The sequence below is a fragment of the Pseudoclavibacter sp. RFBI5 genome (genome assembly GCF_002931395.1).
Taxonomy (GTDB): domain Bacteria; phylum Actinomycetota; class Actinomycetes; order Actinomycetales; family Microbacteriaceae; genus Pseudoclavibacter.
On the sequence record NZ_PSYA01000003.1, the window covers coordinates 93,418 to 108,358 of the forward strand.

The 14,941-nt window shown below is 68.8% G+C and carries 11 protein-coding genes; 5 read left to right on the top strand and 6 right to left on the bottom strand.

Annotated elements, in window-relative coordinates:
* Positions 1-7: 7 nt before the first annotated feature.
* From C5E06_RS02380 to C5E06_RS02405, 6 genes are all read right to left on the bottom strand, one after another.
* Positions 8-985 (bottom strand): ABC transporter permease, encoded by a 978-nt coding sequence (locus C5E06_RS02380; protein ID WP_104240330.1) that lies wholly within the window; start codon positions 983-985, stop codon positions 8-10.
* 124 nt (positions 986-1,109) lie between these two features.
* A complete protein-coding gene (locus tag C5E06_RS02385) occupies positions 1,110-2,759 on the bottom strand; it encodes an ABC transporter substrate-binding protein (protein WP_104240331.1) in 1,650 nt (549 codons plus the stop codon).
* A 52-nt stretch (positions 2,760-2,811) separates the two neighbouring features.
* The gene (locus C5E06_RS02390) at positions 2,812-3,867 is read right to left on the bottom strand and encodes a LacI family DNA-binding transcriptional regulator (RefSeq protein WP_104240332.1); all 1,056 of its coding nucleotides are present in this window, start codon (positions 3,865-3,867) and stop codon (positions 2,812-2,814) included.
* Between the two features lie 223 nt (positions 3,868-4,090).
* Positions 4,091-5,203, bottom strand: coding sequence for a TerC family protein (locus tag C5E06_RS02395; RefSeq protein WP_104305882.1), 1,113 nt, complete (start codon positions 5,201-5,203; stop codon positions 4,091-4,093).
* Between the two features lie 219 nt (positions 5,204-5,422).
* A complete protein-coding gene (locus C5E06_RS02400; RefSeq protein WP_104240334.1) occupies positions 5,423-6,523 on the bottom strand; it encodes a substrate-binding domain-containing protein in 1,101 nt (366 codons plus the stop codon).
* Positions 6,520-8,910, bottom strand: coding sequence for a heparinase II/III family protein (locus tag C5E06_RS02405; protein ID WP_258067465.1), 2,391 nt, complete (start codon positions 8,908-8,910; stop codon positions 6,520-6,522). The genes C5E06_RS02400 and C5E06_RS02405 overlap by 4 nt, the downstream gene beginning before the upstream one ends.
* 149 nt (positions 8,911-9,059) lie before the next feature.
* Between C5E06_RS02405 and C5E06_RS02410 the strand changes: the two genes are divergently transcribed.
* From C5E06_RS02410 to C5E06_RS02430, 5 genes are all read left to right on the top strand, one after another.
* Positions 9,060-10,988 carry a DUF2264 domain-containing protein gene (locus C5E06_RS02410; protein WP_258067466.1) on the top strand — a complete coding sequence of 643 codons (1,929 nt, stop codon included), beginning with the start codon at positions 9,060-9,062 and terminating at the stop codon, positions 10,986-10,988.
* Positions 10,989-11,051: 63 nt separating this feature from the next.
* Positions 11,052-12,344 (top strand): extracellular solute-binding protein, encoded by a 1,293-nt coding sequence (locus C5E06_RS02415; RefSeq protein WP_104305884.1) that lies wholly within the window; start codon positions 11,052-11,054, stop codon positions 12,342-12,344.
* Between the two features lie 66 nt (positions 12,345-12,410).
* Positions 12,411-13,358, top strand: coding sequence for a carbohydrate ABC transporter permease (locus C5E06_RS02420; RefSeq protein WP_104240347.1), 948 nt, complete (start codon positions 12,411-12,413; stop codon positions 13,356-13,358).
* Entirely contained in the window at positions 13,358-14,275 is a 918-nt protein-coding gene (locus tag C5E06_RS02425) for a carbohydrate ABC transporter permease (RefSeq protein ID WP_228496633.1), read from the top strand. Before C5E06_RS02420 ends, C5E06_RS02425 begins: the two co-directional genes overlap by 1 nt.
* Positions 14,276-14,277: 2 nt before the next feature.
* Positions 14,278-14,940 carry a ferredoxin-NADPH reductase gene (locus C5E06_RS02430; RefSeq protein ID WP_104240348.1) on the top strand — a complete coding sequence of 221 codons (663 nt, stop codon included), beginning with the start codon at positions 14,278-14,280 and terminating at the stop codon, positions 14,938-14,940.
* The last annotated feature ends 1 nt before the right edge of the window (position 14,941 follow it).

Below are 14,941 nucleotides of genomic sequence, written 5' to 3' on the forward strand. Positions count from 1 at the left end.
GTACCTCTCAGCGCACGCGAACGCGCGGGTCGAGTCGGACGTAGATGAGGTCGACGAGGAAGTTCGCGAGGAGCACCGCGGCGGTGATCGTGAGGAACAGGCCCTGCATGAGCGGGTAGTCGAGGCCCTGGACGGCAGCGAGCAGCTGGTAGCCGACGCCCGGGTAGGCGAAGACGACCTCGGTGAGCAGAGCCCCGCCGACGATGAAGCCGAGGCTCATCCCGATGGAGGTGACGCTTGGGAGCAGCGCGTTCCTGGCCCCGTACCGGAGCATGACGCGCGACGAGCTGAGCCCCTTCGCTTCCGCCATGAGGATGTAGTCCTCCGAGTTCGTGGCGATCATCGTGTTGCGCATGCCGAGCATCCACCCGCCGATCGACACCAGCACGATGGAGAGCGCAGGCAGGACCAGGTGTGCCGCGACGTCGCTGATGAACACCGGATCCCACGACGGGGTGAGGCCGACGCTGAACGCGTGCCGCAGCGGGGCCCACCCGAGCATGACTCCGAAGACGTAGAGCGCGCCCATCGCGAGCCAGAAGTAGGGGAACGAGCCGATGAAGACCAGTAGGGGCGGGACGATCGAGTCGAGCACGCCGCCCCGACGCCACGCGGCCAGGATGCCGAGGAGGTTGCCGATGATCACGGCGATGAACAGGGACACGGCGCCGAGGAGCAGCGTCCACGGCAGCTGCTGGGCGATGACCTCCGTGACGGGGGTCGGGAACCTCGAGATGGAGACGCCGAAGTCGCCGGTGAGGATGCGCACCAGGTACTCGGGGTACTCCTGCCACCATGGGCCGCCGTTGACGCCGAGCATCTCGCGAAGGGAATCGACCTGCTCAGGGTCGAGCCGCTGCTGAGAACGCGAGAGCATGCGCGTCACGGGGTCTCCCGGCATGAGACGCGGGAGGAGAAAATTGAGGGTTATGGAGACCCAGAAGGCCAGCAGGTAGAACCCGAGCCTGCGCAGAATGAAGCTCACGACATCCTCCTCGATGGATGGAGCGGGTGGAGTAGATGGGATGGCGGCGCGGCCCCTTCAGGGCAGGCGGCGGCTGGGCCGCCGACCGGGGTATGGCCCGGCCGGCGGCGAGAGAAGGCGGCTGCTACTCGGCGGGTGTCAGCTTCGTGAGCACGAGCACGGTGGTGGAGGAACGGGTCGCGAGGGTCGCGTACGGGTCCTCCTCCGTCGGCCAGCCGACGAAGCGCTCGGTCGTGTACGCACCCCATTCAGGGCCCGAGAATAGGGGGACGACCGGGGTCTGCTCCGCGAAGAGCTGCTGCAGGCCCGAGGTCGCGGCTGCCTGCTGCTCCGGCTCGGACGCGCTGGCCAGCTCGGCGAGCAGCGCATCGGCGTCCGCACTGCCGAAGCGGTGGTAGTTGTCGAAGGTCTGCTCGCCGACGGGAACGACGGTCTCCGTCGACATCGTGTTGCGGTAGTACTGGTACGGAGTCGGCGCGGCGGCGCTCCAGACGATGCCGGTCTCGAAGTCGCCGGTCTCGTATCCGGCGACGACCGAGGCCCAGTCTGGCGAATCGACGGTCGCCTGGATGCCGAGCTCGCCCAGGTTCTGCGCGATGATGTTCGCGACCGAGAGCCAGTCGCTCGACGTCGAGCCGACCGAGATGGTGAAGGAGAACGGCTGGCCGTCCGGGGTGGTCCGCGTCCCGTCTGCGCCCTCCGGGTATCCAGCCGCGTCGAGGAGGTCTGCCGCCGCTGCGAGGTCGAGCGAGGCCCAGCCGCAGGAGCTCGCGACCGCCTCGTCGCGCCAGGTGTCATACGCGCCAGAGAGCCCGGTGCAGTCCGCCGCCTTCGTGTAGCCGGACATGCCGACGTCGACGATCTGCTCGCGGTCGAGTGCCATGGACAGCGCCTGCCGGACGCGGACGTCGGAGAACATCGGGAGCGTCGTGTTGAGCTGCCAGTTGATCATCGATCCCGTCGGCGGGAACCAGTAGTGCCGCTTCTCGGGGTCGCGGTCGACGAACGCGGTCTGGATGTTCGGAATGTACTGCGGGGCCCAATCGACATCGCCGTTGATGGCCGCCAGGTTGGCCCCGTCGTTTCCGGCGAACGCCAGCATCCGGATGCCGGGGATGTTCTGGGCGCCCTCCTGCCAGTAGTTCGGGTTCGGCAGGAGGTCGAACGACTGCGCCTGGAAGTTCGTGACCTCCGTGTAGGGGCCGGTGCCGACGGGTAGAGGGTTCTCGAAGTTGCCGGGATCTTCCTCGGCCGCCCAGATGTGCTCGGGGACGAGCGTCAGCTGGCCCAGCTCGTAGAGCGCCGGGCTGTACGGCTTCGAGAGCGTGAACTCGACTGTGTCCGCATCGACGGCCTTGGCGTCGGCGAGGTAGTCGAATCCGCCGAGCAGCTCGCGCTGCAGGTCGACGGTGAACACGACGTCGTCGGCGGTGAACGCCTCGCCGTCGGACCACAGCACGCCGTCGCGGAGGTCGAAGGTCTGCGTGAGGCCGTCACCGCTCGTCTCCCAGGACTCGGCGAGCCACGGCACGGTGTCCCCAGCGGCGGGGTTGTAGATGAGCATCGACTCGTAGATCGCCTGCTGCGTCATCGGGGCGGCGGTCGGCGAGAACGGGTTGAAGTTCTGGCTGAACGTCCCCATGTCCTCGCGAGGGATCGTCAGGAGTGCTTCACCGGCGCCGGAAGCGGACGCAGTGCAGCCGGACATGGCGACCGCGGCAACGGCGCCCATGCCGACCACGGTGACGACGCGCTGTCTGATGGATAGGGTCATGGTGTCTCTTTCTTCGCGTGCGTAGGAGTTCGCAGGGGAGGGATTTGCTCGATCATCGGATTCGACCTCCGATGGACGAGCGCGAGCGCAGCGGGCAGGCGATCTCGATCTGTCGATCGGTGATCGTCTCGCCCGCTGCCAGCGAGGTGAGCATGGTCACCCCTGCCGCGCCCATCTCCTCGAAGGGAAGGGCGACGGTGGTCAGGCCGGGTCGCAGGTAGCCGGCCAGGATCTCTTGGTCGTCGAAGCCCACGACGGAGATGTCCTCGGGAATCCGGAGCCCGCGTTCCTTGATGGCGTCATAGGCGCCCATCGCGACGCGGTCGTTGCCGCAGAAGATCGCGGTCGGTCGCTCGGGCAGATCGAGGAGTCTGGTGGCCGCGGCGTAGCCACCATCCGCTGTCCCGTCGCTCGACTCGATGAGCTCGTCGCCGAGGGGGAGCCCCGCCAGGCGCATCTCGTCGCGGAGGCCCGCGAGGCGGCCGACCGTCGCCGCGATACCGGGGGAGAGCGTGATGTGGCCGATGCGCTCGTGTCCGGCGTCGAGGAGCGCGCGAGCGGCCGTGCGCCCGCCCTGGCGTTCATCGGGGACGATGCTCGGCACTCGGTTGTCGAGGTCGTAGCAGTTCACCAGCACGCAGGGCACGTCGTGCGCGTTGTCCGGGACGCGGATGCCGCGGTGCCAGGTCGCGGCGATGATGATGCCCTCGACCCGCTGCTCGAGCAGCTTCTCGATCGCGAGCGACTCCATGGTCGGCTCCTCGTCGCTCGGGGCGATGAGGAGGAAGCTGCCGAGCTCCCACGCGGCGGCCTGGGCGCCCTTCACGATGTCGACGGCGAACGGGGCCGTCACGATCTCCGTGACGAGGCCATACCATCCGGTGCGCTGGACGGCGAGTGCTCTGGCTGCCGCGTTCGGGCGGTACCCGAGCTCGGCTGCGGCATCGCGGATGCGGCGCCTGGTGCCCTCCGGGATGGCCGCGTCCGTTCCGTTCAGAGCGAAGGAGACTGCCGTCCGGCTGACGCCCGCGTGGCGTGCCACGTCGGCCATCGTGACTGCCTTCGCACGCACGGGACCCCCGTGTGCCGACGCATTCTGACCGCTCATTGGAATCCTGTCTTCGTTGACTAACTCGCGTTAATGCGAGCGATAGGAGCACAGTACGACACTGACTAACGCGCGTCAACTGGAGCGCTGGGCCTGTCCTCGCCGAGGCGTCGCATCGTAGCTTTCGCCCCATCTGCGACGCTGCCCGGCGTTTCGCCCTCTGAGAGTGGTCTCAGAGGGCGAAACGCCGGGCAGCGTTTGCGGTGTCTGGGTTCTGCGGCGGCTAGGCGTCGCGGGAGTCGCCGCCGGGGACGGGGGACCCGCTCGAGGTCGCGTCGCTCGCGGCGCGGCCCGCGCTGGCGGCGCGGGGCGCATCCGCAGCGTCGGCCGCCGTCTCGATGGGCTCGTCCTGCACCGTGGAGCGCTCGGACTTGCTGCGGTCGTTCCGCGTCTTGAGGAGGCTCGCGATCGTGGCGACCGCGATGGTCGCGCCGATGAACGTGAGCGAGAACCAGATCGGGATCTCCGGCACCCACAGCAGCGGCTCGCCGCCGTTGATGAACGGAACCTCGTTGACGTGCAGGGCGTGGAAGACGAGCTTCACGGCGATGAAGCCGAGGATCACGGCGAGGCCCTGGCTGAGGTAGACGAGGCGCTCGAGCAGTCCGCCGATGAGGAAGAACAGCTGGCGCAGGCCCATGAGCGCGAAGGCGTTCGCGGTGAACACGATGTACGCCTCGTTGGTGAGCCCGTAGATCGCGGGGATCGAGTCGAGCGCGAAGACCAGGTCGATGAAGCCGATCGCGACGATCGTGAGGAGCATCGGGGTGACGAAGCGCTTGCCATCCTTCTTCACGGTCATCTTGTCGCCGTGGTACTCATCCGTGACGGGCAGGATGCGGCGTACGAAGCGCATGAAGGCGTTGTTCGAGGGGTCTCCGTGGTCGCCCTTGATCTGCTGGTAGGCGAGCACGAACAGCAGCGCGCCGAACAGGTAGAAGACCCAGGAGAAGTTCTCGATGAGGGCGGCCCCCACGGCGATGAAGCCACCGCGCATGATGAGCGCGATGACGATGCCGATCATCAGCACCTTCTGCTGGTAGATCTTGGGCACCGCGAAGCCGGTCATGATGATGAGGAACAGGAAGAGGTTGTCCAGCGACAGCGCCTTCTCGGTCAGGTAGCCGGCGAAGTACTCGCCGCCGTAGCGCCAGTCGGTAACGAAGCCGATGCCGACGCCGAATAGCAGCGCGAGGCCGATGTAGAACGCCGACCAGCGAGCGGATTCGCGGATGGTCGGCTCGTGCGGCTTCCGCACGTGCGCGAAGAACTCGTAGACGAAGAATCCGATCGTCACCGCGATCGTGATCAGCCAGACAGAGGTCGTGACCTGCATGGGGGTACTCCAAAGGGGGATTGGTGTTCGACAACGACACCAAGGTCTCCTCCGCTCCGGCCGGCTTCCCTCTCGGGTGGTGCTGGCGGAACCGGTGCCCCGGAACGTGGAATCACGCTCGTATTGACGGGCACACCGCAGACGGGAGTACTCCCCTTGCTTCGGAAGAGCTTAGGGGGATGCCCGGGCGGGAAGGCTGGGAGAACGCCCGCAAACGCCTCAGCTGTCGCGAGGCGGTGCCGTGGAGAGTCGCGAGTTGAAGCTCGGGCTGAGCACGGTGCGGTGCACGGGGCGCGTCGGGTCGGCGATGCGCGCGAGCAGGGTCGTCACGGCGGCCCGCCCGAGCGAGGAGCGGGGCGGCGTGACCGCGGTCAGCGCCGGCGTGAAGAGGTCGGCGACCTCGTCGTCGTAGGCGACCACCGACAGGTCCTCCGGCACGCTCAGCCCGCGGGCGAGGGCGACGTCGATGATCGCCATCGCCTCCCGGTCGGAGTGCACGAGGAGGGCCGTGACGCCCGCCTCGAGGACTGCATCGAGCACGGCATCCACTGCCCCCGAGAATCGCGGATCGCGGCGGTCGGGCAGGATGCGCTCGACGTGCTCGCCCGGGGTGAGGCCAAGCTCGCGGCAGGCGGCCGACCAGCCCGCGATGATCTTGCGCGAGGTGGGGGAGTTCCGCGAGATGAAGAGGCCGACCTTGCGGTGCCCGAGCTGCGCAAGGTGCCGGGCCGCGAGCACGGCGCCCAGCGCGTGGTCGGTGGTGACCGATTCGGCCGGGGTGCGGTCGGGGCCGACGACGGCGTCGCGTTCGGCGAGCACAAACGGCAGGCCGGATTCGTGCAGCCACTCCATGACCTCGCGCGCGTGGTCGGTGTCGGTGTTGGGCGCGACGACAAGGCCGGTGACGCCCTCGTGCTCGACCATGCGCTCGAGCACGGGCCGCTCATCCTGCATCTCGTAGGACGTGCCGCGGAGCAGGAGCTTCGCGCCCTGCTCGCGGGCCGCCTGCTCCATGCCGCGGATGACGCGCGGCCAGTAGAAGTCGAGTGACGGCACGAGCACGCCGATGGTCTGCTGCGCGCCGTTGTTCGCCTGGCGCGCCTGCAGGGCCGGTGCGCCGTCGGGCGGGAGCACCGCGCCGCCGTGCACGCGCACGAGCAGCCCCTCCGCTTCCAGCTGCTGCAGGTCGCGTCGGAGCGTGACGGGCGTGACATCCAGAGCGTCGGTGAGCTCGGCGACCCGCACCGCGCCGGACGCGAGTAGCCGCTCGAGGATGAGGTCCCGCCGCTCGGTCGCGAGTCGTGATCCCTGTTCCATCATTCTGTGACCCCCACAGCTTCTGTCTGCCCGAGGGGCAGTGTCGAGTGCTCTTGTCGCGCGGTGACGGTCAGCGTTGACCGGTGTGCGACGTCGAGGTCGAGTCGCACGAGTCTAGGGCCCCACACGTCCGTGAGCATCGGATCCTCGAGCTCGATGGGCGTCAGGCTCGCGTGCACGCCCTCGTCCCATGTGATGCGGATGCGCGGAGCGCCGGCGAGCGGGGTCACCGTCGCGCCGCGGCGAGCGGGGCCGGCATTGGCGCTGGCGCTGGCGCTGTCCTCGTCGCCGTCGAGCGCGACCTCCCCGGCGAGCAGAAGCCGCAGCTGCGTCGCACCGGCGGCTTCCGCTGCGGAGAGTTGTGGCGAAGTCCGGTTCGCGTCGCGCCCGATCGCGTTTGCCCACAACTTTTTGCCCGCCGCGGGCTCTTCGGCCACGGCCGCGGGCTCTGCGGGGGCAGCTGCGGGCGCGGGGGAGCTGGTGGATTCTGCGGGTGGGGCGGCCGGATCGGGCGCGGGGGATGTGGCGGGCGTGGGTGCGTGGGGCGCGGGTGCGGCTTCCGTGGCGGAGAGTTGTGGCGAAGTGCGGTTCGTGTCGCGGGCGATCGCGTTTGGCCACAACTCTGCGGGCGCGGAGGGCTCGGCGGGCGCGGCGAGAGCGGGGCCCGCGTGGGGTGCGGGGGACGGGGCGGCCGCCGCAGCGGCCGGCGCAGGGCCGGGCTGCGCGAAGCGCCAGGCGTCGTGGATGCGGACCTCGGCACGCTCGCGGTCGAGGCGCACCTCGCGGCGCCAGGACTCGAGCTCGGCGACGTCGTAGGCGCCGGCGAGCTCAAGCTCGAGCGAGGGGGCATCCCCCGTCTGCACGTCGATGACGGTGGCGGCATGCTCGCGGCCGGTCGGCTGGCCGCGCCCGGCGACGAACGGCACGTTGTGCCACTCGCTCTGCATCGGCCACAGCTCGTAGCGGCGCTCGCTGAAGGTGCGGGCGTCGTAGCTCGGGCGGCCGGCGTCGACGATGACGGGCACCCCGTCGGAGGCGAGCAGGAAGCTGCCGACGTCGTTGTGGTTGTGGTGCTCGTTGTTGTGCCCGCCCTTGACCGCGACCGACAAGCCAGAAGACGAGCCCTCGAGCTGGCGGGCGACGAGCATCTGGGTGGACGGGAGCCAGGTCGCGGCGGGCGTCGGGGGAGTTGACGCCCTCGCCTGCAGCCAGGCCGCATCCGTCATGCCGCGCAGTACCCGGCCGAGCCCCTCGGCCTCGACGACCGCTGGCGAATCCGGACGCCGATGGGAGGCGGCGAACCGCTGCGCGTCGGGGTCGCCGGCGCGCACCGCGGCGCGGTGGAGGGAGTGCCAAGGCTGGTCGGCGCTCGGCTTCGCCTGTCCGTCTGCGGCGTTCACGAACCAGCCGACGCCGAGGTGCATGCGGTGGGGGAAGGCCACGGTCTCGCGGAGCGCCCGGATGCTCGGCACAGGGTCGAGGCGGCCGCCGGTCGCGGAGGTGAGCAGGTCGAGGGCCTCGAGAAGGCGGCAGGCGCCGTTCCACCAGTAGGCGTAGCCCTCGTCGATGGCGCCGTCTTCTGGGAGCACGGCGACGTACCGGTCGAGTCCCTCGATGACGAGCGCGAGGATGCGGGCGCGCTCGTCGGCCTCCGTCGGGTCGTCGAGCAGGCGCAGCGCGGCGACGAGCACGTTGCCGTGGATCCACGGGTTCCAGTTGTGGGCGTCGCCGTCGAGGCCGAGCCAGTGCCAGTCGCGGCGGCGCGTGAACGGCTCGAAGACCCGCACGCGCGCCTCGTGGCGGATGCGGGCTCGCACACCCGGGTACTGGGCGTCGAGCTGGTCGCCGAGCAGCTGGTCGATCCAGGCGAGCTGGCCCACGACCTCGCCTGCTCCGAGGTCGAGGTACGGGTCGGTGACGGTGGCGAGGACCGAGCCGTGGCGCTGGAGCGTGTCGTCGTGGGCGGGCCAGCACCAGGAGCTCTGCTCGCAGAGGAGGGTGATGCCGTCGACGACGTCACCGAGCATCGCCGGGTCGGCGGTGGCGGCGACGGCGACGCGGGTGAGGCGCTCCTGCCGCGCGAAGGCGGGCGTCTCCCAGGCGAGGCGGTCGCCGTCGCCGTGGTAGCGGGCGGCGTCGCTGGCGAGCGGCTGCGGCCAGGGGGTGCCCCGCTCAGTGCGGGCGCGCGCGCTCAGGGCGGCGAGTGTCATCGGGTCTGGTCCGTCCGGCTCCCACGAGGATGCGGGTGGCACGGGCAGGGCGTCGTTCGGGTCGGCGAGTATCGCGCGGAGGGCGGCTGCGAGATCGAGGTCGCCTCGAAGCCCGAGCTGCGCCGTGAAGGCGTGCAGCAGGGGAGCGCGAAGCGTCGGCTTAGGCCTGGTGTCTGTCATCGTTGACCTCTTTCACAAATCGATCGTAAACGATCATGCACGATCATAACCGCATTGTTGTGATCGAGAATGATTGCTACGCTCGGAAATGTCACCACCCCCGAGGAGACGGTTCACCCTCCCTCGGACGGCAATTCAAAGGAGAATCCGTGTCCACTGCATTCACGCCCGCGTCGCCCGCCACCGCGGCGCAGTCAGCGTCGCAGTCGGCATGGACCCGCGACGACTGGACCGGCTACGCCGACCGCCTTCTTGCCGGAGCCATGGCCTGGGCCTCACCGGGCAAGGCGCGCATCACGCCTCCCGGCGCCGAGGGCGGCTACGGCCACGACATCGACGGCCTCGAGGGCTTCGCACGCACCTTCCTCCTCGCAGGATTCCGCATCGCCGGGGAGCGCGGTCAGGGCGTCGACGAGCTGATCTCCTTCTTCTCCGAGGGCATCCGAACCGGTGTCGACCCCGAGGCCGCGGACCGATGGGTGCGGCTCGAGGAGCACCCCCAGGCGAAGGTCGAGGCGGCGTCGCTCGCCCTCATCCTCGACCTCACCCGTCCCTGGATCTGGGACTCGCTCGACGAGCTCACGCAGCAGCGTGTCGTCGACTACTTCGCTCCCGCCGTCGGCGACGACACCTACCCGCGCACCAACTGGCTGTGGTTCCGCCTCGTCGTCCAGACCTTCCTCCGCTCGGTCGGCGGCCCGTGGTCGCCCGAGGACGTCACCGCGGACCTCGCTCTGCACGACTCGTTCGTGCGTGCCGACGGGTGGCTGTCCGACGGGGAAGAGCGCTCCTACGACCACTACGTCGGCTGGGCGCTGCACATCTACCCGGTGCTCTGGGCCCGGATGCGCGGCGCCGACGAGCTCGCAGGCGACCGCCTCGAGGGCGACGTCGCCGCGCTCGACCGCTTCCTGCAGGACGCCGTGCACCTCATCGGCGGCGACGGCTCGCCGCTCCTGCAGGGCCGCAGCCTCATCTACCGCTTCGCGGCGGCTGCCCCGTTCTGGGTCGGCGCGCTCGCGGAGGTCCCTTCCGTGTCGCTCGGCGCCCTTCGGCACGCGGCCGAGAAGGTCGTCACCCACTTCGACGAGCGCGGTGTTCCCGATGAGCGCGGCCTCCTCACGATGGGCTGGCACGGTGAATGGCGGCAGCTCGCGCAGGCCTACTCCGGGCCAGCCTCACCGTACTGGGCCTCCAAGGGACTCCTGGGTGTGCTGCTTCCCGCCGACCACCCCGTCTGGGCCGCCGAGGCCGAGCCACTCCCGGTTGAACAGGGCGACTTCGTGCGCACGATCGCGGCCCCCGGCTGGGTGGTCACCGGCACGAGCCGCGACGGCATCGTTCGCATCGCCAACCACGGCACCGACCACGCGAAGCCGAACACCCTCGTCGGCGACTCGCCCCTCTACGCCCGCCTCGCCTACTCGAGCGCAACGAGCCCGCTGCTCGACGACCTCGCCTGGCACGCGCCCCTCGAGCAGTCGGTGGCGCTCGTCGACGGAACCGGCACGGCCACCCACCGCGCCGCGATGGAGCTCCTCAGCACGAGCGAGGACGGCGCCGCCGGAGTGGCCGCATCCACCTGGCTCGCCCACACGCTGCAGCCAGCACTGCAGCAGCAGCGTCACGGTTCGGGCCTCGACGGCGACGCGAGCGTCATCGCGCGGCTCACGGTCGTCTCCGTCGTCCGCGGCGCCGAGGAAGTGCGCCTCGCCCGGGTCACCGACACCGAGGCAGGGGTCGACGGGGCCGACTGGCGGCTCCGCTGGGGCGGCTGGCCCGTCACGAGCCGACAGGACGCGCAGGTCACGAGCGCGCTCCGCGGGCTGACGGCCGGCACGACGGCCCGGACCGTGACGAGGACGGATGCGAGCCCGCTCGGCGCATCCACCCGGGTCCCGATCCTCGACGCCCCCGTCGAACCGGACACCTGGGTCGCCGCGCACCTCACCCTCGCGGGCGCAGACCACACCCCCAGCAGCACCACCGGCGTCGAGCTCACCGAAGAGCGAGCCGCCATCACCTGGTCAGACGGAGCCCACAGCGCCGTCGACCTCACCAACTACCGCCTCTCGTAGCCCGGGCGTCGGTTCTCAGAGATTCGAAGCGGATCTCGTTCATTGCAGCAAAGGAGCAGCACCATGAAGAAGCGCACCATGATCGCCACTGCGGGCCTCGCCGCCGCCGCACTGGCCCTCACCGGATGCAGCGGCGGCGGGAGCGTCGACCCAGACGGCCCCATCACGCTGTCGGTGTCGGGCTGGAGCGTCGCATCCACCCCCGAGTTCCAGCTGCTCGCAGACGGCTTCACGGAGAAGTACCCCGACGTGACCGTGGAGGTCGTCGACTACGACCCCGCCGAGTACAACACCCTCATCACCGCCGACCTCGCGGCGGGCTCCGGGCCGGACATCATCACCCAGAAGGAGATCAAGTTCGTCACGACCTTCCAGGAGGGCGGACAGCTCCTCGACGTCTCCGACGTCGCGCTCCCCGAGGGCATCAGCGGTGCCGAGTCGTACAACATCGACGGCACGACGTGGGCGGTTCCCTACCGCCAGGACTCGTGGGTGCTCTACTACAACAAGGCCCTCTTCGACGCGGCAGGTGTCGCCTACCCCGACGGCAGCTGGACCTGGGATGACTACGTCGAGAACGCCGACCTCCTGACCACGAACCTCGCCGGTGCGGGTTCGACCGCCAAGGGTGCTCACCAGCACAGCTGGCAGTCGACCGTGCAGGGCTTCGCGAACGCGCAGGCCGGCGGCGACATCTTCAGCGGCGAGTACGACTACTTCGCGCCCTACTACGACAAGTCGCTCAAGCTCCAGGACGACGGCGCGCAGGCCTCCTTCAACACGGTCACGGCCAACAAGCTCACCTACCAGGGCGAGTTCGGCAAGCAGAAGGCCGCGATGATCCCCATGGGCTCGTGGTTCGTCGCGACCCTCATCTCGCAGCAGGCCTCCGGCGAAGCCGACGACTTCGAGTGGGGCATCGCACCCGTCCCGCAGATGGATGCATCCACCACCGGCATGGACAACACTCCCGTCACGTTCGGTGACCCGGCAGGGTTCGGCATCAACGCCAACATCGACGAGGGCAAGACGCAGGCCGCCAAGGACTTCCTCGCCTACGCCGCGAGCGAAGAGGCGGCAACCAAGCTCGCTGGCATCGGCATCACGCCGGCGCTCCTGAGCGACCCCGTCGTCGAGGCGTACTTCGCCGTCGATGGCGCCCCGCAGGACGAGCTCTCCGCGTTCGCCGTGCAGACGCACGAGACGCTCCCCGAGAGCCCGACCAACTCGAAGACCGCAGCCGTCCAGAACATCCTGAACGACATGCACTCCTCGATCCTCTCCGGTTCCAAGTCGGTGCAGGACTCCATCGCTGAAGCCGAAGGCCGAGTGGCCAACGAAGTCGGCCTCGACTAACCCCCTTGCCGTCGGTCGGCCGGTGCTCTCTCACCGGCCGACCGGCACCCTCTCTCCAGGAGAATCATGACCACCACCACGGAACCGACGCCGCCGTCGGCAGCCCCGCCGGAGTTGACAGCCGAGGCGCGCAAGCAGCGCAACCGCCTGCGAAGGAAGACAACCCTCGTCGGGTGGAGCTTCATCCTGCCGAACTTCATCGGGTTCGCGACGCTGACGCTCGTGCCCGTCATCGTGATGTTCTACATGTCTCTCACGAACTGGAACATCTTCGGCACGTCCACGTTCATCGGCTTCGACAACTTCACCCGACTCTTCAACGACGGCAGCTTCCAGGTCGCCTTCGGCAACACCATCTACTACTCGGTGCTGCACATCCCACTCACGATCGTCGTGTCGCTGAGCCTCGCCCTGCTGCTCAACAACAAGCTCCGCGGCGTCGCGTTCTTCCGCACCGCCGCGTTCTTCCCCTACATCACGTCGATCGTCGCGATCGCGCTCGTCTGGAACCTGCTCTTCAGCCCGGACTTCGGCCCCATCAACGAGGGCCTGCGCCTCATCGGCATCGACAACCCGCCAGGCTGGCTCACCTCCACGGAGTGGGCGATGCCGGCGGTGGTCATCATCAGCACGTGGCGCGACATGGGCTACTACATGGTGCTCTTCCTCGCGGCCCTCCAGACGGTGCCTCCCGAGCTGCACGAGGCCGCCCGAGTCGACGGCGCCAACGCCTGGCAGCGCTTCTGGAACGTGACCCTCCCGTGCCTGCGCCCGACCATGTTCTTCGTCACCGTCATGCTGACGATCAACTCCTTCAAGATCTTCGACCTCATCCTCGTGCTCACCGAGGGCGGGCCGGGACAGTCCACGACTGTCATCTCACAGTTCATCTACCGCAAGGGCTTCGAGGAGAACGAGTTCGGATACGCGTCAGCGGCCTCCGTCGTGCTGTTCTTCCTCTGCATCGTCGTGACGATCATCCAGTTCCTGTGGAACAAGCGGAAGGACAACTGATGTCCCAGACCATGGCAGTCGTCCTCCCGGAAGAGGACTCACGTCGCCTCCTCATCGACCCGCCCGCGCACCCCGCGGCAGCCGGCAAGAAGAAGAAGGCCGGGCTCGCGAAGGCGCTGCTCTACATCGCGCTGATCATCGCCGCGGCAGCCATGCTCACGCCGTTCTTCTGGATGATCATGAGCTCCCTCAAAGACGCGAACGCGGTCTTCTCGGTGCCGGTCAGATGGATCCCCGAGGTCTTCGTCTGGCAGAACTACGTCGACATCTGGACCAAGTCGGACATCATGACCTGGATCGGCAACACGCTGTTCCTGTCGGTCACCGTCACGGCGCTGCAGGTGCTCACCGGCTCGTTCGCCGCCTACGGCTTCTCGCGAGTGAAGTTCCCCGGCCGCGATGCGCTGTTCCTGCTCTACGTCGGAACGATCGCCGTGCCGTGGCAGTCGTACATGATCCCGCAGTTCATCATGCTCTCGAACGCGAACCTCTCGAACACGCTCTGGGCGATCATCCTGCTGCAGGCCTTCGGCGCCTTCGGCGTGTTCCTCATGAAGCAGTTCTACGAGTCCATCCCCATGGAGCTCTCCGAGGCAGCACGCCTCGACGGCCTCAGCGAGTACGGCATCTGGCGGCGCATCATGCTGCCGCTCTCGATTCCCGCCATCGCCAGCCTCTCGCTGCTCACCTTCGTGAACACGTGGAACGACTACCTCGGACCGCTCATCTACCTGCGCGACCCGAGCCTCTGGACCATGCAGCTCGGTCTGAAGAACTTCGTCTCCAGCTTGTACGACGTCGACTACGGCGTGCTCTTCGCGGGGCTCACGATCTCGGTCATCCCGATCGCCATCGTCTTCCTCCTCGGCCAGCGGTACTTCGTCGAAGGCGTCGCCACGAGCGGACTGAAGGGCTGATCATGAAGCGCATCCCGCACAGCATCTACTCGACGGCGTTCAACGTCGCGTACCTCGCCCTCGGCGTGAACGCCATGCTCGCCATCATGAGCCTGCCGTTCCTCGTGCTGCTCGTGACGACGGACCCATCGCTGTCGTGGCCGCTGCTCGCGGCGAGCGCGGCACTCACGGGCCCGGGCATCGCCGGTGCATTCGCGACCTTCCGCGCGCATGCCGAGGGCGACAGCGACGTGATCCGCGCGTTCCTCCGCGGTGTTCGCCGCACCTGGAAGCGTGCACTCGTGATCTCGGCGGTCACCTCCGCCGTCGTCACGGTCGCGCTCGTGGACGTGTTCGTCCTCGTTCCCACCGGCATCGGCGTCCTCATCGTCCCGCTGCTGGCCGTCGTCGCGATCCTGACGCTCGCGACCGCAGCGGTGTCGCTCGTCGCCATCACGCAGGCCGACGACACGCGCCTGCTCGTGCTGGTGCGCGCATCCCTCTTCCTCGCCGTGCGCCGCTGGCCGATGACCTTCGCGTCCTTCGCGATCGTCGCCGTCCAGGCCGCGGTGCTCACCGCGGCCCCGGCCATCGCCATCGGGCTCTCGGCCGCCGCCTGCCTCTACGTCGTCTGGGCTGGCGGCCGCTACACCCTGCAGCAGACCCCGGCACACGCCGCGGCCTGAC

What these genes read in the sequence shown, in the direction of transcription:
- C5E06_RS02385 (WP_104240331.1), bottom strand. Translation starts at nt 2,759, where the DNA reads ATGACCCTATCCATCAGACAGCGCGTCGTCACCGTGGTCGGCATGGGC.
- C5E06_RS02390 (WP_104240332.1), bottom strand. Translation starts at nt 3,867, where the DNA reads ATGAGCGGTCAGAATGCGTCGGCACACGGGGGTCCCGTGCGTGCGAAG.
- C5E06_RS02395 (WP_104305882.1), bottom strand. Translation starts at nt 5,203, where the DNA reads ATGCAGGTCACGACCTCTGTCTGGCTGATCACGATCGCGGTGACGATC.
- C5E06_RS02400 (WP_104240334.1), bottom strand. Translation starts at nt 6,523, where the DNA reads ATGATGGAACAGGGATCACGACTCGCGACCGAGCGGCGGGACCTCATC.
- C5E06_RS02405 (WP_258067465.1), bottom strand. Translation starts at nt 8,910, where the DNA reads ATGACAGACACCAGGCCTAAGCCGACGCTTCGCGCTCCCCTGCTGCAC.
- C5E06_RS02415 (WP_104305884.1), top strand. Translation starts at nt 11,052, where the DNA reads ATGAAGAAGCGCACCATGATCGCCACTGCGGGCCTCGCCGCCGCCGCA.
- C5E06_RS02420 (WP_104240347.1), top strand. Translation starts at nt 12,411, where the DNA reads ATGACCACCACCACGGAACCGACGCCGCCGTCGGCAGCCCCGCCGGAG.
- C5E06_RS02425 (WP_228496633.1), top strand. Translation starts at nt 13,358, where the DNA reads ATGTCCCAGACCATGGCAGTCGTCCTCCCGGAAGAGGACTCACGTCGC.
- C5E06_RS02430 (WP_104240348.1), top strand. Translation starts at nt 14,278, where the DNA reads ATGAAGCGCATCCCGCACAGCATCTACTCGACGGCGTTCAACGTCGCG.